The sequence below is a fragment of the Aeromonas finlandensis genome, from assembly GCF_000764645.1.
In the GTDB taxonomy this organism is placed as follows: Bacteria; Pseudomonadota; Gammaproteobacteria; order Enterobacterales; family Aeromonadaceae; genus Aeromonas; species Aeromonas finlandensis.
Genome location: NZ_JRGK01000053.1, coordinates 21653 through 46991 on the forward strand (window position 1 = coordinate 21653; position 25339 = coordinate 46991).

Annotated in this window: 21 protein-coding genes and 1 pseudogene; 8 read left to right on the top strand and 14 right to left on the bottom strand. The window is 60.6% G+C overall.

Going from position 1 to position 25339, the window contains the following annotated elements; all coding sequences use genetic code 11:
• Positions 1 to 109: 109 nt before the first annotated feature.
• Positions 110 to 535: a PACE efflux transporter gene (locus tag LD28_RS0107180; RefSeq protein ID WP_033136303.1), complete on the top strand. Its 426-nt coding sequence runs from the start codon at positions 110 to 112 to the stop codon at positions 533 to 535.
• 215 nt (positions 536 to 750) lie between these two features.
• On the opposite strand, the gene LD28_RS0107185 is transcribed toward LD28_RS0107180, so the two are convergent.
• Complete coding sequence (locus LD28_RS0107185; RefSeq protein ID WP_033136304.1) at positions 751 to 1107, bottom strand: hypothetical protein; 357 nt, start codon at positions 1105 to 1107, stop codon at positions 751 to 753.
• Positions 1108 to 1339: 232 nt separating this feature from the next.
• Here LD28_RS0107185 and cutA point away from each other — a divergent pair, with 232 nt between their 5' ends.
• The 3 genes from cutA (at position 1340) to LD28_RS0107200 (ending at position 3990) form a co-directional block, all read left to right on the top strand.
• Positions 1340 to 1657, top strand: coding sequence for a divalent-cation tolerance protein CutA (gene cutA, locus LD28_RS0107190; protein WP_033136305.1), 318 nt, complete (start codon positions 1340 to 1342; stop codon positions 1655 to 1657).
• A complete protein-coding gene (locus tag LD28_RS0107195) occupies positions 1654 to 3444 on the top strand; it encodes a protein-disulfide reductase DsbD (protein WP_033136306.1) in 1791 nt (596 codons plus the stop codon). The genes cutA and LD28_RS0107195 overlap by 4 nt, the downstream gene beginning before the upstream one ends.
• A gap of 132 nt (positions 3445 to 3576) precedes the next feature.
• Complete coding sequence (locus LD28_RS0107200) at positions 3577 to 3990, top strand: hypothetical protein (RefSeq protein WP_033136307.1); 414 nt, start codon at positions 3577 to 3579, stop codon at positions 3988 to 3990.
• A 54-nt stretch (positions 3991 to 4044) separates the two neighbouring features.
• Here the strand turns inward: LD28_RS0107200 and LD28_RS0107205 are convergent, their stop codons facing one another.
• From LD28_RS0107205 to LD28_RS0107255, 11 genes are all read right to left on the bottom strand, one after another.
• Entirely contained in the window at positions 4045 to 4632 is a 588-nt protein-coding gene (locus LD28_RS0107205) for a hypothetical protein (protein WP_033136308.1), read from the bottom strand.
• Between the two features lie 220 nt (positions 4633 to 4852).
• Positions 4853 to 6157 carry an NAD(P)/FAD-dependent oxidoreductase gene (locus LD28_RS0107210; protein ID WP_033136309.1) on the bottom strand — a complete coding sequence of 435 codons (1305 nt, stop codon included), beginning with the start codon at positions 6155 to 6157 and terminating at the stop codon, positions 4853 to 4855.
• Between the two features lie 159 nt (positions 6158 to 6316).
• A complete protein-coding gene (gene fbaA / locus LD28_RS0107215; RefSeq protein WP_033136310.1) occupies positions 6317 to 7396 on the bottom strand; it encodes a class II fructose-bisphosphate aldolase in 1080 nt (359 codons plus the stop codon).
• Positions 7397 to 7510: 114 nt separating this feature from the next.
• A complete protein-coding gene (locus tag LD28_RS0107220) occupies positions 7511 to 8674 on the bottom strand; it encodes a phosphoglycerate kinase (RefSeq protein WP_033136311.1) in 1164 nt (387 codons plus the stop codon).
• 61 nt (positions 8675 to 8735) lie between these two features.
• Positions 8736 to 9746, bottom strand: coding sequence for an erythrose-4-phosphate dehydrogenase (epd, locus tag LD28_RS0107225; protein WP_033136312.1), 1011 nt, complete (start codon positions 9744 to 9746; stop codon positions 8736 to 8738).
• A 60-nt stretch (positions 9747 to 9806) separates the two neighbouring features.
• Positions 9807 to 10736, bottom strand: a complete 930-nt coding sequence (locus LD28_RS0107230) for an ROK family protein (protein WP_033136313.1) — start codon at positions 10734 to 10736, stop codon at positions 9807 to 9809.
• Between the two features lie 112 nt (positions 10737 to 10848).
• Positions 10849 to 11916 carry a uroporphyrinogen decarboxylase gene (hemE, locus tag LD28_RS0107235; protein ID WP_005354434.1) on the bottom strand — a complete coding sequence of 356 codons (1068 nt, stop codon included), beginning with the start codon at positions 11914 to 11916 and terminating at the stop codon, positions 10849 to 10851.
• Between the two features lie 182 nt (positions 11917 to 12098).
• The gene (gene nudC, locus LD28_RS0107240) at positions 12099 to 12878 is read right to left on the bottom strand and encodes an NAD(+) diphosphatase (protein ID WP_033136314.1); all 780 of its coding nucleotides are present in this window, start codon (positions 12876 to 12878) and stop codon (positions 12099 to 12101) included.
• Positions 12879 to 13107: 229 nt separating this feature from the next.
• A complete protein-coding gene (gene putA / locus LD28_RS0107245; protein ID WP_033136315.1) occupies positions 13108 to 16272 on the bottom strand; it encodes a bifunctional proline dehydrogenase/L-glutamate gamma-semialdehyde dehydrogenase PutA in 3165 nt (1054 codons plus the stop codon).
• Between the two features lie 327 nt (positions 16273 to 16599).
• Positions 16600 to 17205, bottom strand: coding sequence for a TIGR04211 family SH3 domain-containing protein (locus LD28_RS0107250; RefSeq protein WP_033136316.1), 606 nt, complete (start codon positions 17203 to 17205; stop codon positions 16600 to 16602).
• 146 nt (positions 17206 to 17351) lie between these two features.
• Entirely contained in the window at positions 17352 to 18104 is a 753-nt protein-coding gene (locus LD28_RS0107255; protein ID WP_241462267.1) for a potassium channel family protein, read from the bottom strand.
• 101 nt (positions 18105 to 18205) lie between these two features.
• On the opposite strand from LD28_RS0107255, the gene LD28_RS0107260 reads away from it, so the two are divergent.
• A complete protein-coding gene (locus tag LD28_RS0107260; protein ID WP_033136318.1) occupies positions 18206 to 19456 on the top strand; it encodes a methyl-accepting chemotaxis protein in 1251 nt (416 codons plus the stop codon).
• A 148-nt stretch (positions 19457 to 19604) separates the two neighbouring features.
• On the opposite strand, the pseudogene LD28_RS24030 reads toward LD28_RS0107260, so the two are convergent.
• Positions 19605 to 19735 (bottom strand): annotated as a pseudogene (locus LD28_RS24030) (glutamyl-tRNA synthetase); the annotation flags it as partial.
• A gap of 14 nt (positions 19736 to 19749) precedes the next feature.
• The gene (gene gltX / locus LD28_RS0107270; protein ID WP_033136319.1) at positions 19750 to 21165 is read right to left on the bottom strand and encodes a glutamate--tRNA ligase; all 1416 of its coding nucleotides are present in this window, start codon (positions 21163 to 21165) and stop codon (positions 19750 to 19752) included.
• A gap of 274 nt (positions 21166 to 21439) precedes the next feature.
• Here gltX and LD28_RS0107275 point away from each other — a divergent pair, with 274 nt between their 5' ends.
• From LD28_RS0107275 to LD28_RS0107285, 3 genes are all read left to right on the top strand, one after another.
• Positions 21440 to 23542 carry a methyl-accepting chemotaxis protein gene (locus tag LD28_RS0107275; RefSeq protein WP_033136320.1) on the top strand — a complete coding sequence of 701 codons (2103 nt, stop codon included), beginning with the start codon at positions 21440 to 21442 and terminating at the stop codon, positions 23540 to 23542.
• 99 nt (positions 23543 to 23641) lie between these two features.
• Entirely contained in the window at positions 23642 to 24310 is a 669-nt protein-coding gene (locus LD28_RS0107280) for a LysM-like peptidoglycan-binding domain-containing protein (protein ID WP_033136321.1), read from the top strand.
• Between the two features lie 274 nt (positions 24311 to 24584).
• Positions 24585 to 24794, top strand: a complete 210-nt coding sequence (locus tag LD28_RS0107285) for a cold-shock protein (RefSeq protein ID WP_033136322.1) — start codon at positions 24585 to 24587, stop codon at positions 24792 to 24794.
• The last annotated feature ends 545 nt before the right edge of the window (positions 24795 to 25339 follow it).

The window sequence follows — 25339 nt, forward strand, 5'->3', positions numbered from 1 at the left end:
GCGGGCGTTATCCATCTATTTTAGCGATAGATACCAACGTGAAGCTATCGCAAAAAGGCGATAGATTGGCGCTGTTATCTGTCAACACATCTGCGAAAGAGAGTGATTTATGCGTACCCGTAACGACCGTATCCGCCAAGCCATCGGCTTTGAACTGATTGGCCTGTTCATCGCCGCCCCGCTGGCCAGCTGGGCCACCGGCATCCATCTCAGCCATATGGGACCGCTGGCGATCTTCTTCTCGCTGCTGGCTACCGCCTGGAACTACGTCTACAACGTCGGGGTCGACAAACTGCTGCTCAAATATCAGGGCCATACCCACAAGACCCTGTGGCAACGGGTGCTCCATGCCATTGGTTTCGAAGGGGGATTACTGCTGGCCGCCATGCCAATCATGTCTCTGTGGCTTGGCATTACGCTGCTGGAAGCCTTCTTCCTGGATCTGGGCTTTGCGATCTTCTATCTGATCTATGCCTTCTTCTACAACCTGAGCTACGACAAGATATTCCCCATCCCCCGCATCGTTACACAATAAGTGACGCAAGTAAGGGCACGGCAGAGTGCTTTGTGTTGAAGGCCTGAGCTGAAGATGTGGAGTGGAAGAGGTTGGCTTGCAGACGCCTGGCTTAAAAGATTAATAGCGAGCGTTAAAAGCACGGCACCATCATGACAGACATGATGGTGCCGCAAGAGGGGTCAGCGGGGGCAGGCCGGCTGATTCAGAGGTAAGGATTCAGACCTGCCCGTCACTCAGGCCTGGGCCTTGAGCTCTTCGCCGCTCTCATCGGCAGCGGCAGCCTCTTCAGGCTGGGCCTGGGCGGCCTGCAGTGCGTCCAGTTCGCTCTGATAATCGCTCAGGATCTGCTGGGCAACCGCCATATCCCCCTTGTGCTTGCGCTCGAACAGATGGTGCTGCACCACGCCGTTGAGATACTCCACCGTGATGGGCTGCTCCAGGGTGGCCATCAGCTCCTCTTTCTCCAGCTCGGCATTGATTTCATCGGCGGTAGTGCGCAGCAGCCCGGCCAATTGAACCAACATGCGGCGCTCACCTTCGCGCAGCAGGCTCAACATGCGGTTTCTCTGCTGCTCATTCTGTTGGGTCATACATTTCCTTACGTCAATTGGGAACAAGCCCGCTCATTCTGCCCTGTCCCTCCGATAGCGTCTATCTCATGCCCCCTACTAATTTTTGGCGCTGGCTCACAAATGGCGACAGATGCTATTTGAAGCGGCTCTGGGGTATAGTAGCCGCTGATTTTCGGGCGCGTTTTCCACACTCATCTTCAACGTTCGCGTTGCCCGCCCGGTTTACCCCAACGAGGTGAAGATCCGCTTTATGACCGACGCCATTGTGGTGCTCTGCACCTGCCCAGATCAAACCAGTGCCGACCTCCTCTGCGAACAGCTGCTGAACCAGCGGTTGGCCGCCTGCATCAATCAGCTGCCGGGGGTCACCTCCGTCTATCGCTGGCAAGGCAAGGTGGAGCGCGCCACCGAGATCCAGCTCATCATCAAATCCCGCCAGCCGCTCTTTGCCGAGCTGCAAGCATGCATTCAAGCCCATCACCCCTATGAGGTGCCCGAGCTGCTGGCCCTGCCGGTGAGTGCCGGGCTGCCCGCCTACCTCGACTGGCTGAACGGGGAGACCTCATGACATTCACCCGCTTGCTCTCTCCCCTGCTGCTGATCTGTGCCCTGCTGATGACAGCGGTGGGCAGCGCCCCTGCTCACGCCAGCGGCGCCGATCTGCTCAGCTCGCTGGGCATTGAAGCCAACGCCAAACCCAAATTTTTGCAGGTCGATGAAGCCTTTCAGATCGAGAGCGAACAGCGCGGCGATCAGCTGCAGCTGACCCTCCACATCGCCGACGACTACTACCTCTATCGCCACAGCATGCGCTTCAAGGGAAACAACCTCACCTTCAGCGAGCCAACCCTGCCGGAAGGAAGCGAGCACGAGGATGACTTCTTCGGCAAGACCCGGGTTTACTACCAGCAGGTCAGCATCACGGTGCCGCTAAAGGAGGTGGGGGAAAACGCCACCCTGCGGGTTCGCTATCAGGGCTGTACCGACGGCCTCTGCTACCCGCCGACCGACAAACTGATTGATGTGGCCCCGCTGGTCACGGTAACCACAGCGTCCACTGCTGAAACGGCACAAAGCGTCGCACCAGTGAGCCAGCAGGATCAGCTGGCCGCCGCCCTCGGCCATCAGGGGTTCTGGCTCAGCATCGTCGCCTTCTTCGCGCTCGGGCTGGGGCTCGCCTTCACCCCCTGCGTCTTCCCCATGTACCCCATTCTGACCGGCATCATCGCCGGTGCCGGTCATCGCCTCTCCACCGGTCGCGCCTTCCTGCTCTCCCTGGTCTATGTGCAGGGGATGGCAGTCACCTACACCTTGCTGGGGCTGGTAGTTGCCTCGGCAGGTCTGAAATTCCAGGCGGCGCTGCAACACCCCTATGTGCTGATCGGCCTCTCGGTGATGTTCGTGCTGCTAGCCCTCTCCATGTTCGGGCTCTACACCCTGCAACTGCCAAGCAGCCTGCAAACCCGCCTCTCCGGTCTCTCCAACCGCCAACAGGGCGGCTCGGTCGCCGGGGTCGCCATCATGGGGATGATCTCCGGGCTGGTCTGCTCACCCTGTACCACAGCGCCGCTTTCGGGGGCCCTCATCTACGTGGCCCAAAGCGGCGATCTCTGGCTTGGCGGCGCGGCGCTCTATGCGCTGTCGCTCGGGATGGGGCTGCCACTGCTGCTGCTCGGCACCTCGGGGGGCAAGCTGCTGCCCAAGGCGGGCGCCTGGATGGATGTGATCAAGCAGCTGTTTGGTTTTGCGCTGCTGGCGGTGCCGATCCTGCTGCTGTCACGGCTCTGGAGCGATCAGCTTGCCACCCTCGCCTGGCTTGGCTGGGGGCTGCTGCTGTGCGGCTACCTCTATCACCACAACCAGCACCAGCCCCACTCGGTGGCCAGAAGCCTGCGCGGCTTCGTACTGCTGCTGGCGATGATCAGCGCCGTGGTGGTGGGCAAGGATCTGCTGCAACCGCCCGCTACCGGCACCGTCACGGCAAATGCCAGCCAGAGCGCTCCGCAGTTTGTCCGCATCAAGACGCTGGATGATCTCAAGGTGCAACTGGCCGCCGCCCACGGCAAGCCGGTGCTGCTCGACCTCTACGCCGACTGGTGCGTCGCCTGCAAGGAGTTCGAGCACAAGACCTTCAGTGACCCCGCCGTGCGGGAGCGCTTTAGCCAGATGGTGCTGCTGCAGGCGGATGTCACCGCCAACGACGATGCCGGTATCGAGTTGCTCAACAGCCTCAACGTGCTGGGATTGCCGACCCTCATCTTCTTCGACCGCGAGGGCCAGGAGCTGACAGGGCAGCGGGTCACCGGCTTTATGGGGCCGACCGAGTTTCTGGGCAAGCTTGATCAGCTACGCTGACCAGCGGCGCCCCTTGTCGGCAGACAGGGGCCGCCTTATGCGTTACGCGCTGATTTTTCTGGCAATCCCTTGTATATGACCGGCAGCATGGCAAAATTTGCCCTTCGATTGTCTCGCCCGTCCGGAGTTTTGATGAAAAAGTGGTTCATCCCCCTGCTAGCCCTCTGGCTCTATGGCTGCAGTGCAGGACCCGGTGAAGAGGATATCCGGCAACAGGTCACCGCCAGGCTGCTGGCCGAGACAGACGCCAACCTGTTCGAGATCAGCGACTTCACCATCCTCGGCAAGGAGGAGCGGATGGAGGGGGTCTATCTGGTCAAGGTGAGCTACCAGCTCCACTTCAAGCAGGGGCTGGACCAACTGCAAGTGCTGCACGACGAGGATCTGGTCTACGACCGGGTCGGCCCCTTCCAGCAGGAGATGGGACTGATGGAGCTCGAGCGCAAATATGGCGAGTTCGAGGAAGGTCAGGTGCTGCCACAAGAAGCAGAGGTGTGGATGATGAAGGGCGAACAGGGGTGGCGACTGGCCGAACCGGCCCAATAAAGGACTGCCCGGCCCTCACTCTCTGCAACAACAGATCTGCCGTTGCCAGCCAGCTCAGACCTGGGTATCAACCCGATACCCTTTTCGATCAGCGGGTTCGCTCGGCAGCTTGCTGGCCAACCCTGACAGCACCTCTTTGAGGGTGACCCCACTTTCTGCCGCACCGCTGCTCTCCAGCAGCTTGGTCAGCTGACTCTGCAATGGGCTCACCGCTTCGCCCCCTTTCCCTTGCCCACTCTCTGTTCCCTGCCCGCCCGGCTGATCCAGCGTGCCCAGCAGGCGCACCAGATCCCGCTTGAGCGGGCTTTCGCTGTGGTCGGCGAGGGCAAGCTTGCGCTGTTCCTGCGCTTGCTGCTGTTGTTGCTGCTGCAACGCCAGCTGTTGCTCTTGCTGCTGTTGCAGGGAGCCCATCATGGTGTTGATGAACGCCTCCAGCGAATCCCTGATAGAGATGCTGCTCCCGCCGCGGCCCTCCCCCTTCGGCGACAGCCCGAGAGTGGTCAGCACAGCGCCAAGGTCACGCACCATCCGGCTGTCACCGCTCGCCGACGGCATGACCCTCTCCGCCGCCTGCGCAGCGGGAGATCCTTGCCGTTGCGCCAGCGGGCTGAGCCCGCCTGACGCGACCACATTCATCTCCATCTCAGCCCTCCTCTCTCCCCACCCTCGGCCCTTTTTCGGCAAGTATTCCGGCAAACAGGCACACCCTTGCCCCCTTGGCAGAGAACTTCCCTCACACCTAAAAGATAGTTTCTGGTCGGAAAACGTGGCGATAACGCGTTTTTTGGTCTATCAGGCCGTGCGCTAGTACTGTGCCGCTATAACCAAGGGCTGGCGGGGCGCAACACCCGCCAGTGCGGGGTCAGAAGATATCCTTCATCCGGTGCCACAGCATTCCCAGTGCCAGCAGCGGGGAGCGCAGCGCCGGGCCGCCGGGGAAGGTGATATGGGGCACGCTGGCAAAGAGATCGAAACCCCGGCTCTCGCCCCTGATCGCCTCGGCCACCAGCTTGCCTGCCATGTGGGTCGCGTTAAGACCATGACCAGAGTAGGCCTGGGCGTAGAGCACGTTGGGGTGTTCCTTGAGGCGGCCAATCTGCGGCAGCCGGTTGGCGCCGATCCCGATCATGCCCCCCCACTGAAACTCGATGGCGGTACCAGCCAGCTCGGGGAAGACCCGCAGCAGCTTGGGCAACATAAAGGCCTTGATATCGTGGGGATCCCGGCCCGAATAGTTGCAGGCGCCGCCAAACAGCAGGCGGCCGTCGGCGGAGAGGCGGTAGTAGTCGAGGGCCACGTTCTGATCGCACACCGCCATGTTTTGCGGCAGCAACCGCTGGCGCAAGCGGCGATCCAGCACCTCGGTGGCGAGGATGTAAGAACCGGCGGGCAGCACCTTACCCCCCAGATCGGGATTGAGGTCGTTGAGGTAGGCGTTGCAGCCGATCACCAGATAGTCGGCCGTGACCCGGCCGTGGGCGGTGGTCACTTCGACCTGCTTGCCGTAGTCGATATGGGTCACCCGAGAGTGTTCAAACAGGGAGACCCCGAGGCTGGCGGCGGCGCGCGCCTCGCCCAGCGCCAGATTGAGGGGATGCAGGTGGCCGGAGCCCATGTCGATGAGGCCGCCGATGTAGCGATCCGATCCCACCACGGTATGGATATCTTCCCGCGGGACCAGTTTCAGCTCGTGCTCATACCCCAGACTCGCCAGATGGTCGAGATCCTCCTCGAAGCCAGCCAGATGACGCTGACGGGTCGCGAGGTCGCAGTAGCCCCAGGTGAGATCGCAATCGATATTGAAACGCTCGACCCGCTCGCGCACCAGCTGCACCGCCTCCAGCCCCATCAGATCCAGCTCGTGTACCCCTTGCTCGCCAATCCAGCGGGCAAACTGGCTGGTGTCGTGGCCGATACCGCGAATAAGCTGACCACCATTGCGCCCCGACGCCCCCCAGCCGATGCGATTGGCCTCCAGCAAGACGACCTTGTAACCGGCATCTGCCAGATTGATGGCAGTGTTGAGACCGGTAAAACCGCCGCCGATGATGCAGACATCCGCCTTCAGCTCAGCTTCAAGTTCCGGCCACTGCTGTGGGTCGTTGCGGGTGGCCGCGTAGTAGGAGGCGACGTGCTCCTGATATCCGATGTGCTTTCCTGCCTGCATACTCAGCATCCTGCTTTGGTTGCAAATTGTTTAATAAAATAAGCAAACTTGTTTCGATAATACCCAGTTCCTTGGCCACTCACCAACCGGTGCGGATCACAGAAATGCAAAAGGCGCCCCGAAGGGCGCCTTTTCATGCAATCGAGCTGCTGTAACGAATTACAGTACGTCGATGGCGTTCAGGTCGGAGAATGCTTTCTCCAGACGAGCGATCATGGAAGTCTGACCGGCACGCAGCCATACGCGCGGATCGTAGAACTTCTTGTTCGGCTTGTCAGCGCCTTCCGGGTTGCCCAGCTGACCTTGCAGGTAAGCTTCGTTGGTCTTGTAGAAGTTCAGCAGACCTTCCCAAGTTGCCCACTGGGTGTCGGTGTCGATGTTCATCTTCACTACGCCGTAGGAGATGGACTCGCGGATCTCTTCCAGAGTGGAACCTGAACCACCGTGGAATACGAAGTCCAGAGACTTGGCAGGCAGACCAAACTTCTCGGAAACGAATTTCTGGGAAGCGTCCAGGATGGACGGGGTCAGCTTGACGTTACCCGGCTTGTATACACCGTGCACGTTGCCGAAGGAGGCAGCGATGGTGAAACGCGGGCTGATCTTGGACAGACGCTCGTAAGCGTAAGCAACATCTTCCGGCTGGGTGTACAGAGCGGATTGATCCATGTGGCTGTTGTCCACACCATCTTCTTCGCCACCGGTGCAACCCAGTTCCAGCTCCAGAGTCATGTTCATCTTGGCCATGCGGGCCAGGTACTCGCAGCAGATGTCGATGTTCTCTTCCAGAGACTCTTCGGACAGATCCAGCATGTGGGAGGAGAACAGCGGCTTGCCGGTTTCAGCAAAGTGCTTCTCGCCCGCTTCCAGCAGACCGTCGATCCACGGCAGCAGCTTCTTGGCAGCGTGGTCGGTGTGCAGGATGACCGGCACGCCGTAAGCTTCGGCAACAGCGTGAACGTGCTTGGCACCGGAGATGGCACCCAGGATGGCGGCTTTCTGGCCTTCCAGCTTCAGACCCTTACCGGCGGTGAACACGGCACCACCGTTGGAGAACTGAACGATAACCGGCGCTTTAACCTTGGCGGCAGCTTCCAGTACGGCGTTCACGGAGTCGGTACCAACGCAGTTTACGGCCGGCAGAGCAAAGCCGTTCTCTTTAGCGATGGCGAACACTTTCTGAACGTCATCACCAGTGATCACGCCAGGTTTTACGAAGTCGAAAATTTTCTTAGACATGTTTAATCGTCCTGTCTCGTATGCCGTTAATAAAAAATGGGGGTTCATCATGAACCGGCACAGCGGGCTCATGATAAACGAAACGGGAGGCTTTTGCCCCCCGTCTCGGGTCAATTAGGCTTTGGCGCGCTGTTCCAGAATCGCAACAGCCGGCAGTACCTTGCCTTCTACGAACTCCAGGAAGGCGCCGCCGCCAGTGGAGATGTAGGAGACTTTGTCAGCGATGCCGAACTTGTCGATGGCAGCCAGAGTGTCACCACCGCCAGCGATGGAGAAGGCCGGAGAAGCAGCGATGGCTTCAGCGATGATCTTGGTGCCTTCAGCGAACTGGTCGAACTCGAATACACCGACCGGGCCGTTCCACAGGATGGTCTTGGCGTTCATGATGATGTCAGCCAGGGCCTTGGCAGAATCAGGGCCGATGTCGAAGATCATGTCGCCGTCGGTCACGTCAGCAACAGACTTGATGGTCGCCGGAGTGGACTCGGAGAACTCGGCACCTACAACCACGTCGGTGGTCACAGGAATGTTGGTCTCGGCAGCCAGTTTCTTGGCGGTGTCGATCAGGTCGTGCTCGCACAGGGACTTGCCGACGTTGTGACCGGCAGCAGCGATGAAGGTGTTGGCGATGCCACCACCGACAACCAGCTGGTCAGCGATTTTGGAGAGGGATTCCAGAACGGTCAGCTTGGTGGAGACCTTGGAGCCGCCAACGATGGCAACCATCGGGCGCTCAGGCTTCAGCATGGCTTTACCCAGGGCTTCCAGTTCACCCGCCAGCAGCGGACCGGCACAAGCAACCGGTGCGAACTGGGCAACACCGTAGGTAGAACCTTCAGCGCGGTGAGCAGTACCGAACGCATCCATTACAAAGACGTCACACAGGGCGGCGTATTTTTTGGCCAGCTCTTCGGTGTTCTTCTTCTCGCCTTTGTTGAAACGGCAGTTTTCCAGTACAACCAGCTCACCGGCGGCAACGTCTACGCCATCCAGGTAATCCTTGGCCAGGCGAACCGGGCAGGACAGAGCGTCTTTCAGATAGTTGACAACCGGAGCCAGGGAGAATTCTTCGTTGTATTCACCCTCGGTCGGACGACCCAGGTGGGAGGTGATCATCAGCTTGGCGCCTTTTTCCAGAGCCAGCTTGATGGTCGGCAGAGTCGCAACGATACGTGCATCGGAGGTGACCTTGCCGTCTTTTACCGGTACGTTCAGGTCAGCACGGATCAGAACGCGTTTACCCGCCAGATCCAGGTCAGTCATCTTGATAACAGACATATTCAGTCCTCTATATTTTCCAGGTAATGTTAAAAACAGTAACCTTTCGCCCGGGGCAGGCTCAGCCTGCGGCCATCATGGCCCGGGTGGTATCCAGCATCCGGTTTGCGAAGCCCCATTCGTTATCGCACCACATCAACATCTTGACGAGGTTGGCATCGCTCACCCGGGTCTGGGTACCATCAATGATGCAGGAGTGTGCATCATGATTGAAGTCTACGGAGACCAAAGGTTCCTCCGTGTAATCCAGAATACCGTGTAATGTACCTCTGGATGCCCGTTGCAGGGCTTGATTTACGTCAGTAACTGTCACTTTTTTACGAACAGTAATACTGAGGTCCATCGCTGTTACATTGATGGTCGGCACCCGCACCGCGATCGCCTCGAACTTGCCGGCGAAGTGGGGCAGGATACGCTCCAGCCCCTTTGCCAGCTTGGTATCCACCGGGATGATGGACTGACTGGCAGCGCGGGTTCGGCGCAAGTCACTGTGGTAGGCATCGATGACTTGCTGATCATGCATGGCCGAATGAATTGTCGTAATAGTACCACAATTTATCTCGAATTCTCGATGCAATGTTTCAATCACCGGCACCACGCAGTTGGTGGTACAGGAGGCGTTGGAGACGATCCGCTCCGCTCCGGTGAGGGTATGATGGTTGACCCCGTAGACCACGGTGGCATCCACATCCGCATCAGCCGGGTGGGAGAAGAGCACCTTGCCCGCCCCCGCCGCCAGATGGAGCTCGGCATCGGCTCGCGAGCCGAACACCCCGGTGCAATCGAGCACCACATCGACCCCCAGCGCCCGCCACGGCAGCTTTGATGGATCCCGCTCGGCAAACAGGGAGATGAGATCCTCCCCCACCAGCATGCTGTTGCCTGCCAGTTGCACCGGATGGTTGAAGCGACCGTGACTGGTATCGTAACGGGTCAGGTGCACCATGGCCTCGGGGGCCGCCAGCTCGTTGATGGCGACGATCTTGATGGTCTTGTCGCGCCCGCTTTCATAGAGGGCTCGCAACACGTTGCGACCGATCCGCCCGTAACCATTGATGGCAATCTTGATCATCGAGAATCCGTTTCCTTGAACCAGCAACGGGGCGGCGCACCGGCCGCCCGGGAGCCCCGGCTACGACAGCAGGGCCTCCTTGAATTCACCGCGGGCCAAGAGTGCGGCCCCGAATACCCCGGCACTGTCACCGAGGGCTGGAGCAATAATGGGGGCGCTGAAGCGGGGATTAAAGAGGAAGGGCAAAATTGTCTCTCGTCCCACGCTGTAGAGGCTCTGCACGTTGCCCACCCCGCCGCCGATGACGATCACATCCGGGTCGAGAATATTGACCACGTTGGCCAGCGCCTGACCAAACAGCAGGTGCAACCGGTCAATGGTGAGCTTGGCGATGTGATCGTGGGCGGTCGCCGCCGCAATCTGGGCCAGCGAGAGGCGACGCTTGGCCTTGGCCTCGTACCAGGCCTCCAGCGCCGGGCCGCTGATCAGGGTCTCGACGCAGCCACGCTTGCCGCAGTAACACTCGGGACCATCGGGGGAGAGCACGTTGTGGCCCCACTCACCGGCAATGCCGTGGTGGCCGTTGAGGATCTGGCCGTTGATAACGATGCCGGAGCCAACCCCGGTGCCCATGATGATGCCGAACACCACTTTCGCATCGGGATGGTGCTGGCGCACTGCGCCCAGATGGGTTTCTGCCAGCGCGAAACAGTTGGCGTCGTTGGCGATCAGTACCGGCACGCCCAGCTTGCGTTCCAGATCTTCCTTGAACGGCTTGCCGTTGAGCTCGGTGGTGTTGCAGTTCTTCATCAGGCCGGTTTGCGGATCCCGTGCGCCAGGGGTGCCCATGCCGATGACGGTCGGGCGCTGGCCAATCTTCTCGGCGCACTGTGCCACCAGCTTGGCGATCTGGCCGATCATATGGTCATAACCGCCAGCCCGCTCGGTGGGGATGCGGTGGCGCAGCAGCACCTCGTCGCCATCCAGCACCACACATTCACACTTGGTACCGCCAAGATCGATACCCCAATCCAGTGACTTGCTGCTCATCTTGCCTCCTGCACGGGCACCACGCTCTCATCATCGCGGCGCCTTTTAAAATGTAAAACGGGGCCTGACGGCCCCGAATTTCAATCACACTATCCTTCTCTCGCCCCCAACCTTAGCGGCCGTGGTACTGAGCGGAGAGCTCGTGTACCGCGTTGACGAACACACCAGCGTGCTCCGGGTTCACATCCTGATGGATGCCGTGACCCAGGTTGAAGACGTGGCCGTTGCCGTGACCGAAACCGGCCAGAATGGAGGCGACCTCTTCACGGATGCGAGCCGGAGTGGCGTAGAGCATGGAGGGATCCATGTTGCCCTGCAGCGCTACCTTGTCGCCGACCCGGCGCTTGGCGTCGGCAATGTCGGTGGTCCAGTCCAGACCCAGCGCATCGCAACCGGTGGCGGCGATCTGCTCCAGCCATTGGCCACCGTTCTTGGTGAACAGGGTGACCGGCACGCGGCGACCGTCGTGCTCGCGAATGAGGCCATCGACAATCTTGTGCATGTACTGCAGGGAGAAGTCGCGGTAATCGCGCGGGGTGAGCACGCCGCCCCAGGTGTCGAACACCATGACAGCCTGCGCACCCGCCTTGATCTGGGCGTTGAGATAGCTAATCACGCTGTCGGCCAGCTTGTCGAGCAGCAGGTGCAGGGTTTGCGGCTCTGCGTACATCATCTGCTTGATCTTGGTGAACGCCTTGGAGCTGCCCCCCTCCACCATGTAGGTGGCCAGGGTCCATGGACTGCCGGAGAAGCCGATGAGCGGCACTTCGCCCTTCAGCTCACGGCGGATGGTGCGCACCGCGTTCATCACATAGCCCAGCTCATCTTCCGGATCCGGAATGGGCAGCGCCTGCACGTCGGCCATGGAGGTGATCGGGCGCTCGAAGCGCGGGCCTTCACCCTGCTCGAAGTAGAGACCCAGCCCCATGGCATCGGGCACGGTGAGGATGTCGGAGAAGAGGATGGCGGCATCGAGCGGGTAGCGGCGCAGCGGCTGCAGGGTGACTTCACAGGCCAGCTCGGCGTTGCGGCACAGGGACATGAAATCCCCCGCCTGGGCGCGAGTCGCCTTGTATTCCGGCAGATAACGGCCAGCCTGGCGCATCATCCATACCGGGGTCATGTCCACGTCCTGGCGCAGCAGGGCGCGCAGGTATCGATCGTTCTTCAGCTCTTTCATCCCAGTTCCTGAGTTCGTATCACGCATAAAATGGCGGCCATAATAGCACTTTGCCCACCGGAGCGGACTGCCCAAAACGTGGCAAATGGGCGCGCGGTTGCAAAGATGTGAAGGGGCGCAAACCAGCGCGCCCTGTTTACAAAAAAAGGGGCGAAAAGATTGGCGAAAAGATAAGCGCCTCGTTACCCCTCACCCGCCAGCGAACGCTCGATCAGCCGCCGTGCGATGGTGCCGTGGGGCGGCAAGCGCGGCAGCCGGTCGGCGGCAAAGAAATCGGCAGCCACCAGTTCGTCATCCTGCACCTTGATCTCGCCGCTCTCGTAGTCGGCGGTAAAACCCATCATCAGGCTGTGAGGGAAGGGCCAGGGCTGGCTCGCCACATAGCGCACATTGCGCACCCGGATGCCGCTCTCCTCGAACACCTCCCGCGCCACGCACTGCTCGAGGTTCTCCCCCGCCTCCACAAACCCGGCCAGCACGGTATACATGGGATCGTCGGCCTGATAGTGACGGCGATGGGCCGCCAAGAGGATCTCCGGCCCCTTGCGCACCGCCACGATAATGCAGGGTGAAATGCGCGGATAGACCGTATGGCCGTGGTGGCACACCTGCGCCCACTCCCCCACCTTCGGAGTCATGGGGGCACCGCACTCGCCGCAGAAACGGTGGGTGCGGCGGAAGGTAGCGAGCTGCCAGGCACGGCCCGCGAGACGAAAGCTCTCTTCGTCCCCCGCCACCATCAGCTGGCGCAGCGGGCTCATGGCGCTCGTGTCGGCCTCATCACCCAGATCCAGCAGGTAGCAGGGCAGCCCCTGCCACTCGTCAAAACGCTCGAAACGGGTGTCAGCCAGCGCCGCGGGCAGGCACGCTTTACTTCCTTGTGGCACCTCTCCCTGCTGATCGAGCAGTACCAGATGATCGCCCCCCAGCACGAACCAGCGGGCTTGTTCGGTTAATGACATCAGATGAACACTCTCGTTAAATCCAGTTAAACAAAACCCTGCCAACGGCGGGCCCGCCAAGGGGCAAAAGCCGCGCTAATGGCTCCCATCTTACGACCAGCACAGGTCGCTGACGACCCCGCCGTGGCCGATTGTCCTATTCGTAAAAACGGATGGCGAAAATAAAGAGGCCACCCGAAGGCGGCCCGCTGTTAGCCGGCATCCAGTATCCGGCCTCTATCGACGTGGATCAGGCATCGCCCATCGCCAGCAGGGAGGCGTTGCCACCCACCGCCGTGGTGTTGATGGTGCGGGTCTTCTCGGTAACAAACCGCCCGAGATAGTGGGGGCCGCCCGCCTTGGGGCCGGTGCCGGAGAGCCCCTGCCCGCCGAACGGCTGGACCCCGACCATGGCGCCGATCTGGTTGCGGTTGATGTAGACGTTGCCGACGTTGATGCGGCTCGCCAGCTCCTCGGCGTGGGATTCGTTGCGGCTGTGGATCCCCAGCGTCAGGCCGTAGCCGGTGCCGTTGATGTCGCCGATCACCTTGTCCAGATCCCGGGTGGCGTAGCGCACCACGTGCAGGATGGGGCCGAACTGCTCCTTCACCAGCTCACGGATGGAACCGATCTCTAGCGCGGTCGGCTGGACGAAGTGTCCTTCCATGGTCGCGGCGGGCATCGGTGCCTGGGCAATCAGGCGAGCGCGCGGGATCATGTAGGCGAGGTGAGCATCGAGACCGGCCTTGGCATCGGCATCGATCACCGGGCCGACGTCGGTGTTGTGCTCGGCCGGATTGCCCACTTTCAGCTCCTGCATGGCGCCAGTGAGGATCTCCAGCACCCGCTCGGCAATCTCCTCCTGCAGATAGAGCACCCGCAGAGCAGAGCAGCGCTGACCGGCGCTCTGGAAGGCGGCGCTCACCACATCGCGCACCACCTGCTCCGGCAGCGCGGTGGAGTCGACAATCATGGCGTTTTGGCCACCGGTCTCAGCGATGAGCGGCAGGATGGCGCCATCGCGCTGGGCCAGGGTCATGTTGATGAGCTTGGCGGTCTCGGTGGAGCCGGTGAAGCAGACACCGCCGATGCGCGAGTCCGCCGTCAGCTTGGCGCCGACGGTAGCGCCGTCACCGGGCAGCAGTTGCAGCACGTCACCCGGAATACCGGCCTGATGGGCCAGGGTCACCGCCAGATGAGCGATAAGGCCGGTCTGCTCGGCAGGCTTGGCGATGACGGTATTGCCGGTGGCCAGCGCCGCCGCAACCTGACCGAGGAAAATCGCCAGCGGGAAGTTCCACGGGCTGATGCAGACAAACACCCCGCGCCCCTGCAGGAACAGCTCGTTCTGCTCGCCGGTGTAACCGGGCAGCAGGGTCGCCTGCCCCATCAGGCTGCGCGCCTGCACCGCGTAGTAGCGGCAGAAATCGACCGCTTCACGCACCTCGTCGATGCCATCTTGCAGCAGCTTGCCCGCCTCGCGGGTACAGAGGGAGACGAACTGCTCGCGGTTCGCTTCCAGCAGATCTGCCAGCTTCTCCAGCGCGGCGGCCCGCTCGCTCACCGGCGTTTCGCGCCAGCGCGGGAAGGCGGCATGAGCGGATGCCAAGGCCTGCTCCACCGCCTGCTCGTCGGCCCAGTGGATCTTGCCAACAGTGAGGCTCACATCCTGCGGGCTCAACACCACGCGGGCTTCGCTGCGCTTGAGGGTCTCGCCATCCACGATGGGGCCCGCCAGCCACTGCTTGCTCTCCAGCTCTTGCAAGCGAGCGAAGAAGGGACGCTGGATGGAGAGGATGTTCATATTGACGCCGCTGGAGTTCTTGCGGTCGGTGAACAGGTTCACCGGCTGCGGAATGCGGTCGTTGGCAAAACCGGAGTAGCGCTTGAGGGTGCGCAGCGGGTGCTCAGCCAGCGAGTCGACCGGGGTGTTGGGATCCACCAGCTTGTGGACGAAGGAGGTGTTGGCCCCGTTCTCCAGCAGGCGGCGCACCAGATAGGGCAGCAGATCCTTGTGGGCGCCGACCGGTGCATAGGTGCGGCAGTGCAGACCGGGATTGTCGTTCAGCACCGCGTTGTGCAGCTCCTCCCCCATGCCGTGCAGGCGCTGGAATTCAAACTGGCGATCACCCGCCATCTCCAGAATGCTGACCACGGTATTGGCGTTGTGGGTGGCGAACTGGGGAGCGATAAAGCCGCGGGTCGGCTCGCTCAGCAGGTAGCGGGCGCAGGCGAGGTAGGAGATATCGGTGCCCGCCTTGCGGGTAAAGAGCGGATAGCCGGGCAGACCCGCCTGCTGGGCATATTTCAGCTCGCTGTCCCAGTAGGCACCTTTTACCAGTCGCACCGGAATGAGGTCACCCTGCTCGCGGGCCAGCGCGGTGAGCCAGCAAAGTACCGGCAGGGCGCGCTTGGAGTAGGCCTGCACCACCATGCCGAGCTTGCCCCAGCCACGGTTGGCATCGGAGCGGTAGAGCTGCTCGAACAAGTCCAGCGACAGCTCGAGTCTGTCCATCTCCTCGGCATCGATGCTGATGGCCACATCCTTGTCGCGGGCGAGGCGCACCAACCCCACCAGCCGCTCGCACATCTCGCCGAGCACCCGTTCGCGGTTGGCCACGTCATAGCGCGGATGCAGCGCCGAGAGTTTGATGGAGATGGAGGGGGCCGGGCCGCCGTCGCTGATCCGCTCATTGCCCACCGCCTCGATGGCGTTGCGATAATCGGTCAGGTATTTGTCGGCATCCTGCAAGGTGAGGGCCGATTCGCCCAGCATGTCGTAGGTGTGGGTGTAGCCCAGCTCGCGGGATTTGCGGCTCGCCTTGAGCGCTTCTTTCATGTCGCGCCCCAGTACGAACTGCTTGCCCATGATCTTCATGGCGGCATACATGGCGGAGCGCACCACCGGCTCCCCCAGCTTGTTGACCATGCGCCCCAGCAGGTTGGCCGGGTTGCCGTCGAGCTTCTTGTCCAGCTTGATGATCTTGCCGGTCAGCATCAACCCCCAGGTGGAGGCGTTGACCAGAGTGGAGTCGCTCTTGCGGAAATGGGAGGACCAGTTGGCGCCGGAGAGCTTGTCCTTGATCAGGGCATCGGCGGTCTCGGCATCGGGAATGCGCAGCAGCGCCTCGGCCAGACACATCAGGATGATCCCCTCCTGGGTATCGAGGCTGTACTCCTGCAGGAAGGCGTCGATACCGTCACCGGAGCCGCTCTCCTTGCGCACCTTGGTCACCAGCATGCGGGCACGCTGGGTCACCTGCTCCAGCGCGGCGCCATCCCCCGGCAGCATGGCCGACAGTTCGGTCAGATAGGCATTTTCATCCACCACGTAGTTCTGGGTGATGGCTTCGCGCAGGGCGGCCAGATCGGAGGGGATATAGTCAGCAGCAAGCACTTGAGTAGCTTTGAACATAGGGGTCTTCCTGTACGCCCGAGGGCTGATATCGACAAAGGCGGACGCGCCGCCGAAACGCCGATAATGTATACAATATTGCACCCTATATGAAATGGATTTGTTGCCATTATTTAACAAACATCGCTATTTCAGCCCCCTCAGCCCTCTTCGGGCCCCCTTGCCGACTGTGACGAGGGCCATCCGGCATCATTTTGTATACGATCTTGGACCGATGCACTCCGCCATCCGGGCCACTGGCAGCGGCAACCGGCGCGGGCAAGATGCAGATAAAAAAGAAGGGCCGCCACGGCGACCCTTCTCATCAGTTCATTCAGCCAGATGCTGTCAGTTCATCCAGCGATCACCGCGGCTGCGACGACGGGGCAACATGGGCAACAGAATGCCGAGCAGCAGCCCGGCCCCCACCATGGCACCGCCACGAATAAACCAGTCCATCTGCATGTCATGTTCCTGGTTGTCGTAGCTCTGGGTCAGGGCATCATTCTGCTCCTTGAGACTCCCCATCTCCTCGTTCTGGCTGGCCAGCTGAGCCTTGAGGGCGGCGATCTCCTTGCTCTGGGCTGCGATCTGGCCATCCTTCTCGGTGAAGCGTTTCTCGTTGTCACCGTTGAGGTTTTGCAGGCGCGCCTTGAGATCGTCACGCTCTTTTTCCACCTGGGGCAGGCGCTCGCGCAGGCTGAGCTGGCTCTGCAGCTCGCTGTTCTTGATCCACCCCTCGCGGCCACGACCGTCCACCACCTGGGTGAAACCGGCCTCGCTGTTCACCGCCTTTACCTCCAGCGGTTCACCAGCCTTGATGCTGCCAAGGATCCGGTACTGGGTACCCGGGCCATTGTGGATAAAGGTAAAGATGTTGTCTGAAACATAACGGGTATCGGCCAGTGCCTGTTGGGCACACAAGCAGATAAGAATCCCGAGAAGGGCGCGCATGGTCGATCGGTTCTCTTTTTCAGGTTTGGACAAGAGGTTGAATGTTAAGCCGCCTGCAGGTTAAAGGACAAGCAAAGAAAAAGCACCTCCCCCCGGATAAAGGGCGCAGAGTTGCGAGTCACCTCGCAACTTGCCCGCCCGCGGCCTCACTTGTTTTTCAGCTCCCGCACCTCGCTGCGCAGGGCGCGGATCTCCCGCAGCAGCTCCTCTTGCTGGGTGTTGTAGTGATGACGCCACTTGTCGGTCTCACCATCCCCCTTGTTGGGCTGCAGAAACAGGCTGGCCATGAAACCGCTGATGGCACCGAACAGACCGACCCCGAACAGGATCAACAAGCTGGCGACAAAGCGCCCCTCCTCGGTCTTGGGCACCAGATCGCCATAACCCACGGTCGACAAGGTCACCAGCGTCCACCAGAAGGCATCGTAGGGGGTCTCAATCTGGCTGCCGGGCTGGCCCGACTCAATCCAGTACATGACGCCGGAGCCCAATCCCAGCAGCAGGAAGAAGAGGAACAGGATGCCGGAGAGGGTGGTCTCGTTGCGCTCGCGACGGAACATGGCCCAGAGATCCGGGTGCTCCTTGAACAGCTGATAAACGCGCCACAGCTGGATCAACCGCGCCCAGCGCAACTGCTCCGCCATCGGCAGGCTACCCGGCAGATAGATCCAGTTGGCCTTGAAATAGGCCTTGCGATCGGAGGCCCGGATCCAGCCATAAGCAAAGTGGGCGAGGAAGAAGTAGCAGATCAGACTGTCGAGGTCATAGAAGAGCTGCAGGGTCTGTGGCGTCAGGCTCTCCTGGCCCCACCAGCGTGCCGTGACCAGCACGACCGAGATAATCGACAGAAATGCCATCAGCAGATCCATCGCCCGCAGATGCGTTAAGTGATGTCGCATACATTTTCCAACTTTAAGCACAGTGCAAATTAATAAAAGAGAAGATAATGCCGATAGCCCTGAGGGCAAAGGAAAAAGCGGTTTTTAAAAGGAGAATGACAATGCAGTTGAATCTGCTGGAGAAACGGATGAGCAACATCCGGTTGGTGCCAAAAGTGGTGCTGCTGATGGTGTTTAGTACCCTCCTGCTACTGACAAAACTCTGGTTTGACGCCAACAATCTGGAAGCCACCCTGCTCAGCGAAGGGCTTGATCCCGCCAAGGCGGATGCCATCTCCAATCGCCTGCTCTGGACCGGCCTGATGGAGACCACCATCATGGGGCTGCTGTTCGTGATCCTGCTGCTCACTGGCTCCCGGCTGATGGTCAAGCAGGTGCACTATCTGGTTGGCCTGCTGGAGCGCTTCGCCAAGCGGGATCTCAGCCATCAGGTGCTGCTCAAGTCTCGTGACGAGTTCGGTGACATCGCCAAGGCGGTCTCCCACTCGCAGGAGAACCTCAAAGCGGTGTTTGGCAACCAGCGCACCGCCTGCAAGGAGCTCAACGACATCGCCTCCCAGGTGACCCTCTGCATGGAGGAGGCCAACGACGCGATCAGCGAAGAGTTCGCCCAGATCGAACAGCTGGCCAGTGCCATGAGCCAGATGGTTGGCGCCATTCGTGAAGTCGCCTCTCACGCCGATCAGGCCTCTCACGCTACCGCCGAAACCAGCCAACTGGCGGAAGAGGGGAGCCGCTGCGTCGCCGCCACCGTCAGCACCATCGACACCCTCTCTAGCAACATCCAGCGCTCCGCCACCGTGGTCAATCAGGTGGAGCAAGGGGTCGAGCGGATTGGCTCGGTGGTCGACACCATTCGCGGCATCTCGGAGCAGACCAACCTGCTGGCACTGAACGCCGCCATCGAAGCGGCCCGCGCCGGTGAGGCGGGTCGCGGCTTTGCCGTGGTGGCCTCCGAAGTACGCGAGCTGGCCAACCGGGCTCAGGCCGCTACCGTCGAGATCCAGAAGATGATCGAACAGTTGCAGGGCAATGCCGGTCAGGCCGCCGAACTGATGGCCCAGAGCGTGCGCCAGGCCGACAAGGGGGTGGAACAGGTGACCCAGGCGGGCACCCAACTCGCCACCATAGTGCAGCGGGTGCAGGGGGTGGCCGACATGAACCGCCATATCGCCGCGGCCTCCGAGCAGCAGAGCTCGGTCGCCGAGGAGATGCGCGGCAATCTGGAACAGGTCAAGCAGATCGCCGAAGGCTCGGTCGTGGTGCTGCGCGAACTGCAAGAGGCCTCCGAGCTGGTCGAGCAGCACAGCAAGGATCTCGACAGCCAGATCCACTCCTTCAAGCTCGCCTGACAACTCGCTCTGGTCGGGCATGACCGCCGTTGTGCCCCGCCCCAGCCGATCCAGGCCATAAAAAAATCCGAAACCAGTGGTTTCGGATTTTTGCTGTTCAGCAGGTGGCAGAGCAGGGTTATCCCCTCGCCTGCCACATCGGCAGCACTTACTCGGCAGCCATGCGGGCTTCGATATACGCCAGCGCGCGGTCGATACGAGCAAGAACGCGCTCTTTGCCCACCAGCGCCATCACGGCGTCGATACCCGGGGGGATTTACCCAGAGCGGTGATGACGACCGGCAACGTCAGGCTTACTCAGCTGCCATGCGGGCTTCGATATACGCCAGCGCACGGTCGATACGAGCAAGTACACGCTCTTTGCCCACTAGTGCCATCACGGCGTCGATACCAGGGGACTGACCCAGACCGGTGACGGCCACGCGCAGCGGCATGCCGACCTTGCCCATGCCCTGACCCAGCTCGGCGGCAGTCGCTTCAATCAGCTCGTGCAGCGCTTCGGTGGTCCAGCTGTCCAGTGCAGCCAGCTTGGTCTTGGCCAGAGCCAGCGGCTCGGCAGCCACGCCACGCAGGTGCTTCTTGGCAGCCGCTTCGTCGATCGCTTCGTACTCTTCGAACAGGTAGCGGCTCTGGGCGGCCATCTCGACCAGTGTGTTGCAGCGCTCGGCCAGCAGGGTGACCACCGCAGGCAACGCCGGACCATTGCTGGTGTCGATCTTCTGGTTTTCCATGTGCCAGGCCAGATGCTTGGCGACATAGGCCGGATCCAGGCTGCGCATGTAGTGGTTGTTCAGCCACAGCAGCTTGTCGGTGTTGAAGGCAGAGGCGGACTTGGAGATGGCATCCAGGCTGAACAGCTTGATCATCTCGTCCAGGGTGAAGATCTCCTGATCGCCGTGGGACCAGCCCAGACGCACCAGATAGTTCAGCAGCGCTTCCGGCAGGTAACCGTCATCGCGGTACTGCATCACGGAGACTGCACCGTGGCGCTTGGAGAGCTTGGCGCCGTCGTCACCCAGGATCATGGAGACGTGGGCAAACTCCGGTACCGGCGCGTTCAACGCCTTGTAGATGTTGATCTGACGCGGGGTGTTGTTGATGTGGTCTTCGCCACGCACCACGTGGGTGATCTCCATATCCCAGTCATCGACCACCACGCAGAAGTTGTAGGTCGGGGCGCCATCGGTACGGCGGATGATCAGATCGTCCAGCTCGGTGTTGGCGAACTCGATGCGGCCACGGACGTGGTCATCGAACACCACGGAACCTTCGGTCGGGTTGCGGAAGCGGATCACGTGCGGCGCATCGGCCGGGTGATCGTGGGCGTGATCGCGGCACTTGCCGTCATAACGGGGCTTCTCGCCGTTGGCCATCTGACCTTCGCGCAGCGCTTCCAGACGCTCCTTGGAGCAGTAGCACTTGTAGGCACGGCCATCGGCCAGCATCTCGTCGATCAGCGCGTTGTAGCGATCGAAGCGCTTGGTCTGGTAGTAGGGGCCCTCATCCCAGTTCAGCTCCAGCCATTCCATGCCCTCAATGATGGCGTCGATGGCCTCCTGAGTGGAACGTTCCAGGTCGGTATCCTCAATACGCAGCACGAACTCACCGCCCTGGTTCTTTGCAAACAACCAGGAATAGAGTGCGGTACGGGCACCGCCGACATGCAAAAAGCCGGTCGGGCTGGGAGCAAAACGGGTTTTGACTTTCATCTTTAAGCCTTGTGTAGAGGGCCTTGGGCCAATTCGTTAGAAAAAACCGTCGCATTTTAGCACCGACAATCACGGATGGGAAAACCATGAGGCCACTGCGGGCTAAAGTTGGGGATTTAATTGACGGCCGGACCGCTTGCCAGCTGATATTTGAAGGGGATCGCAAAACAGAAGTGCTGTTTCCGATTTGCTATGCACAGCGCTGGAGAGCTGCCTCCTCCGGTCGATAGCCAACTAACGCTCACCACAGTTTTCACGAAACAAGGAAGAGATGATGCAGTTCCATTCTATCCAGCATCGCATTCTAGTGATGGCCGGGATCGCCATGACCACTGCCATGGTCATCCTGATCCTGCTCAACCAATATTCCGGCCAACAGACCCAGAAGCTGACCATCAGCTCCAGCCGCGAGGCACTGCAGCAGGAGGCATGGCAAAAGGTCAGCGCCAACGCCCGCGCCGAGGCCGCCACCATCACCCAGTTGCTGCAAAAAGGGCTCTCCTATACCCAGCAGATGGCCAGCGTCTTCGCCCAGCAACAGCAGGGCAAACTGCCGCTCGATCGCCAACAGGCCACCGATCTGCTCAAGGCGCAGCTCGCCCTTGAGCCCCAGCTCTACGGCGCCTTCGCGGGCTTCGAGCCCAATGGCTTTGACAGTCAGGATGCCAGCTTTGCTGGCCAGACTGCGCTGGGCAGCGACGGCAAGGGGCGCTTCGTCCCTTACTTCTACCGTGACAAGGAGCAAATCGGCACCGATCTGCTGCTCTCCATTGAGAAGAGCGAGACCGACAGCTTCGGCAACCCGGCCAACGACTACTACGCCTGCCCGAAACGGGAGGGGCGCTCCTGCCTCATCGATCCCTTCAAGGTGGATATCAACGGTCAGCAGGTGCTGGTGAGCACCATCACCACCCCCATCATGGTGGATGGTCAGTTCAAGGGGATCGCCGCCCTCGATCTGGCGGTGGACTCCATCAGCCGTCAGGCCAAGAGCCTCAACAGCAACATCTATGACGGCCAGGGGGAGACCCTGATCGTCAGCGCCGCCGGTGTTATCACCGGCACCAGCGGTGATGCCAGCCTGCTTGGCAGCAGCGCCGGGAAGCTGCTGGGCAATCAGTGGCAGCAGTACCTGAAGCCCGAAGTGCAGCGTCAGGAGCTGAACGAGTCATTCCGCATCTCGGTGCCCATCATGGTGCCGGGCATGAACCGCAACTGGGCCATCATCGTCACCCTGCCCTACAAGGTGGTACTGGCGGGGGCCGATCAGCTGGAGAGCCAGCTGGGCGAGATGAACCGGGCCGCCGTGACTCAGCAGCTGGTCGGGGCCGTTATCGTGCTGGTACTGGCGCTGGCCACCATGCTGGCGATCGCCCGCAGCATCACAGGCCCGATCCGCCAAATGGTCAGCCTGGTGGATGACATCGCCGATGGCGAAGGGGATCTCACCAAGCGCCTCACCACCCGCTCCGTCGACGAACTGGGGGATCTCGCCAAGGGGATCAACCGCTTTATCGACAAGCTGCAGGGGCTGCTGAGCGATGTACTCAAGACCGCCAGCGAGGTCAACCGCTACGCCGGTGACACCGACCGCATCGCCGGTCAGACCGACACCAACCTGCAGCATCACCAGGCGGAGATGGAGCAGATGCTGACCGCCGTGCAGGAGATGTCCTACGTCAGCCAGGAGGTCGCCACCCACGCCAACAACACCGCCGACTCGGCCAAACAGGCGCAAAGCGCCGCCGATCAGGGCAAGGATCGCTTCCAGCAGGTGATCCAGTCGATGCACAAGGTCGCAGCAGAAGCCGGTAAAGGGGCCGACGTGGTGGAAGGGCTGGCTCACGACAGCGCCCAGATCACCAGCATCCTCACCGTCATTCAGGGGATTGCCGACCAGACCAATCTGCTCGCCCTCAACGCCGCCATCGAAGCGGCCCGGGCAGGCGAACAGGGGCGCGGCTTTGCGGTGGTCGCCGACGAGGTGCGCAAACTGGCGGGCAACACCCAGCAGGCGGTACAGAACACCCAGGAGCTGATCGAGAAGATCCGCCTCAGCTCTACCAATGCAGTCACTGCCATCACCCAGAGCCAACAGCTGACCCATCAGGCAGTGAGCGAAGCGGATCTGGCAGAGGAGGCGCTCGGCAGCATCTACAAGGCCATCTCCACCATCAACGACATGACCTACCAGATCGCTTCCGCCGCCGAAGAGCAGAGTTCGGTCTCCGAGACCGTCTCCGGCAACCTGTCAAAAACCAACGCACTGGCCAACGACATTGCTCAGGATGCAACCGAAACGGCCAAAGCCAGTCAGGCATTGCGTCAGGCCGCCGACAAATTGCAGCAATTATTGGGTCAATTTCGTCTCAGCTGATAATTTTCCTCTCCCGTACTCTCCCCCTCGGGGGCGAGTACGTTTACCATAGGCAACGAATTTGCCTGATGGCAGGCAATGTAGTGAGAGGTAAATGCCGTGCCCACCCCGGACCGTCGCCCACGAGGCCATAACAGACGAGCCCAGCAGCGTCGCCAAGACGAATCACAAGGATCCCTGCTCCATCGCATCAATGCCGCGACCCTGTCCCTGCGCCAACGTATTGGCCAAGGAATGAGCAACCTCGGCCAACGCCGTCAGGATGCCAAAGCAGGCAAATTCAAGCTGTCCAGCCCGCTGCCCCGCAAAAACACCATAGGTCTGCTGATCCTGATCCCGCTCTGGTTGCTGGTGCTGGCCTGGGAGCCTGCGCCATCTGCCCCCAAAGCCGCCCCTTCCGGCTCGCTGGAAGTGCCGCTGGCGGTGCCCGCGCAGGCCCTCACCGTCGGCAATGGTGCAACAGGCAGTGCGCCTGCAGCAGCCAAGCCGGTCGAAGAGAAGGTCAACGGCACCTGGCTGCAACACGATGTGCAGGCCGGTGAGACCCTCTACTCCATCTGGCGCAAATTCGAGTTGCCGGGTGCCGAGCTGAGTCGTCTGATCGCCATCGAAGGGCCGGATCGGCCGCTGACCCGCCTGCAATCGGGCCGCGCCATCTTCATCCTGGTGGACGACACCCGCCGCATCCAGCGGGTGGAGATCCGCTCCTACGGTCAGGCGGTCTACCGCTACGACCGGCAGGGCGAAGGGTTCGCCCTCAAGGAGTGATGAAACGGGAGGCTGCGGCCTCCCGTTTTTTTTGGCTCAAATCACTTCAAATAAGCTACTGACTTCACAATATTTTTAGCTTGTTCAAAAAACGAAAGGGGTCAAATTGACAAGGATCGGCGCTAACGTACAATCGTTTGTGCTTTAGACAGGGATTGTTCTGCGTGCTACTGGGACAAATAGACGTGGTCAGTCATGAGCCAACCCCTGCTTGCAAGGCAAATGCAGCCCAGCACGGGCTTAGTTTCATTTTGTTATTGATAGGATTTAGCACATGTCTGACATTCGCACCGGCCAGGTAAAATGGTTCAACGAAACCAAGGGTTTTGGCTTTATTGAACAGTCTCAGGGTCCGGACGTATTCGTTCACTTCTCCTCCATCCAGAGCACCGGTTTCAAAACCCTGGCTGAAGGTCAACAAGTCCAGTTCACTGTGACCCAGGGCAAAAAAGGCCCTCAGGCTGAAAACGTTACTCTGGTCTAAGCCCACGCCAGTGAATCATGCAGGAGGAGCCAAGGCCCCTCCTCTTTTTTTGCCCGCAATATCCCCTTCCCGACCGGCAGATCCCTTGTCGGGCTTGCCGACCCCGCCAGAAAACCGTTTATGGCCGCAACCCGCCGCTATAAATCAAATTTATGGCTTTTGGCAAAATGCCCCAACTTTAACTTATGCCGAGCCCGTGTCTGCCATCCATGCCCTGCCAAGCCTGCGATCCGTCTGCAAAGAGTTGTGCCCGATCTCAGGGACGTTGTTGGTGAGCGATACCGCGTTGGCTCATAACCAGGGATGTGCAAAGCAGAAGAGATAGAAAGGCAAACGCCGGATACGACAACGCATCGCAGCGCGATGTGATGGGCAATTCAAATGGGGTGATGGTGATATCGAAGAGAGATTGGAGCGGGAAACGAGACTCGAACTCGCGACCCCAGCCTTGGCAAGCACTGATCATGCTCTACCAACTGGATATGGTAATGAGTGTATTGAGATATTGAATTGGTGGACTTCAAGGAGAGAGATTGGAGCGGGAA